Source organism: Neisseria sp. HMSC065D04 (genome assembly GCF_001815675.1).
Lineage (GTDB): Bacteria > Pseudomonadota > Gammaproteobacteria > Burkholderiales > Neisseriaceae > Neisseria.
In genome coordinates this window covers 1-2,478 of the sequence record NZ_KV821502.1, presented here as the reverse complement: position 1 = coordinate 2,478, position 2,478 = coordinate 1, and the positions used below count along the sequence as shown (strand labels likewise).

At 47.1% G+C, this 2,478-nt stretch carries 2 protein-coding genes; one reads left to right on the top strand and one right to left on the bottom strand.

The genetic code is table 11. The features are described from left to right. Positions 1–112 precede the first annotated feature (112 nt). Positions 113–1,483 (bottom strand): signal recognition particle protein, encoded by a 1,371-nt coding sequence (ffh, locus tag HMPREF3050_RS05390; RefSeq protein ID WP_070773887.1) that lies wholly within the window; start codon positions 1,481–1,483, stop codon positions 113–115. Between the two features lie 116 nt (positions 1,484–1,599). Here ffh and ccsA point away from each other — a divergent pair, with 116 nt between their 5' ends. Continuing rightward, positions 1,600–2,406 (top strand): cytochrome C assembly family protein, encoded by an 807-nt coding sequence (gene ccsA, locus HMPREF3050_RS05385; RefSeq protein ID WP_039863271.1) that lies wholly within the window; start codon positions 1,600–1,602, stop codon positions 2,404–2,406. Positions 2,407–2,478: the final 72 nt, after the last annotated feature.

The window sequence follows — 2,478 nt, the reverse complement described above, 5'->3', positions numbered from 1 at the left end:
GGCGAGGCAACGCCGTACTGGTTTAAATTTAATCTACTATACATAAAGAGAGGTTGTCTGAAAACGCAAATTTGGTTTTCAGACGACCTCTCTCTCTTAGATTTCCTGCCAATTACATTCCGGGGAACATTCCTTTCATTCCCTTCATGCCTTTAGCCATACGCATCAGTTTGCCCAGTCCTTTTCCGCTAAACATTTTCATAACTTGTTGCGATTGTTCGAACTGTTTGAGCATTTTGTTGACTTCCTCCACGCTGGTACCGGCACCTGCGGCAATGCGGCGTTTGCGGCTGGCTTTGAGTAGGGTTGGGTTGGCACGTTCTTTGGGCGTCATGGAGTTGATGATGGCTTCGACTTTACCCATGGCTTTTTCTGCCGTGCCTTCGGGAATTTGTTTGGAAATCTGACCCAGTTCGCCCGGCATTTTTGACATCAGGCTTTCCAGCCCGCCCATATTGCGCATTTGCTGGATTTGTTCTTTAAAATCATTGAGGTCGAAGCCTTTGCCTTTTTGCAGCTTTTTCGCCATTTTGGCGGCAGCTTCTTCGTCTATGCCTTTTTGGACATCTTCAATCAGGCTTAATACGTCGCCCATACCGAGGATACGGCTGGCGATGCGGTCTGGGTAGAAGGGTTCGAGTCCTGTGATTTTTTCACCGATACCGATAAATTTGATGGGTTTTCCGGTGACGTGGCGCACAGACAATGCCGCGCCGCCGCGTGAATCGCCATCCATTTTGGTCAGGATGACGCCGGTCAGCGGCAAGGCTTCGTTAAATGCTTGTGCGGTGTTTACAGCGTCTTGACCCAACATGGCATCGACGACGAATAAAGTTTCTACGGGATTGACGGCTGCGTGCAGCGCTTTGATTTCATTCATCATTTCTTCGTCAATCGCCAAGCGTCCGGCGGTATCGACCATCAAGACGTCGTAAAAGTGTTTTTTTGCATAATCAATCGCAGCAGTGGCAATTTCGACAGGTTTCTGATTGGAGTCGGAAGGGAAGAAGTCAATGCCGACTTGCTCAGCCAAAAGGCGCAACTGTTCAATAGCGGCAGGGCGGTACACGTCGGCTGAAACGACCAAGACTTTTTTCTTCTGTTCGTTTTTCAGCAGGCGGGCAAGTTTGCCGACGGTGGTGGTTTTACCAGCACCTTGCAGACCTGCCATTAAGACAACAGCAGGCGGTACAGCCGCCAAGTCCAAAGAGGAATTTTCCTTGCCCATCAATTCGATCAGGGCTTGGTTGACGATGCCGATAAAGGCTTGGTCGGGCGTCAGGCTGCCGGCAACTTCCTGCCCGAGGGCTTTTTCTTTGACGTTGTTGACAAATTCTTTTACGACGGGCAGGGCTACGTCCGCTTCGAGCAGGGCAAGGCGGACTTCCCTCAGCGCCTCTTTAATGTTGTCTTCTGTCAGTTTTGCTTGACCGCGGATATTTTTGAAAACTTTACTAAAGCGGTTGGTTAAGTTGTCTAACATGCTTGTCCTTGGTAATGATAATAGCTGCCCTGTTCGGGGCATTCTTTGCTAAAATAAAATTGAGATTATTTTACACTATCGCGTGCGGTTATGTATGCGCGCCAAGAAAGTTTGTTATGCCGACTATCCTGATTTGCCTGATACTGGTGTATGCCGGATTGGGTATATTCGTTTGGTTCAATCACAAGACCCGAGAGATTAAAGATTATCCTCTAAAAGCCGAGTTGGCTGTTTTGGGTGCTGCGCTGACCATGCACGGTGCCGTATTACTTATGCCTGTCATTCAAGACAAGATTTTGATTATGGGCTTTGGGTATTCCATCAGTTTGATTGTATGGTTGATGCTGCTGGTGTATTTCGTTGGTAGTTTTTTCTATCGTCTGCGCGGATTGCAGCTGCTTTTGTATCCGTGCGCAGCGTTTACTTTATTATTGGGTGCGCTGTTCCCTGGGAAATATGTCGGTTACCAAATCAATGATTTGCCGTTTATGTCGCACATTGGTACATCGCTGCTGGCATACGGTTTATTCGGTATTGTGACCTTGTTTGCCGTTTTGATTTTGCTGCTCAACCGTAACCTGCATAGACGACGTGTTTCCAGTTTGTCCAGTTTTCTACCGTCTTTACTGAGTTTGGAAAAGCTCATGTTCCAGGGGATGTGGGTAGGTTTTATCTTATTAACCTATTCGGTTGTCAGCGGGACATTTTTTGCAGAGGCTGTATTCGGAAAACCCGTTACATTTACCCATAAAACCGTATTCGGCATTCTCTCATGGATAATTTACGGTGCGTTGCTGCTTAAACACAGTATGACGGCATGGCGGGGCAAAAAAGCAGCCGTTTGGACAATCATCGGGTTTGTCAGCCTAATGTTCGCTTATGTAGGAAGCAAGTTTGTATTGGAAATCTTGCTGCAGCGTTAAGATGAGAGTTATTCAGGTAATAGTGTATTTGGATTAACAAAGGTCGTCTGAAAGGGATTTCAGACGACCTTT

Excerpts from the sequence above, each read along its gene's own strand:
- ffh (WP_070773887.1), bottom strand. The coding sequence starts at position 1,483 with ATGTTAGACAACTTAACCAACCGCTTTAGTAAAGTTTTCAAAAATATC.
- ccsA (WP_039863271.1), top strand. The coding sequence starts at position 1,600 with ATGCCGACTATCCTGATTTGCCTGATACTGGTGTATGCCGGATTGGGT.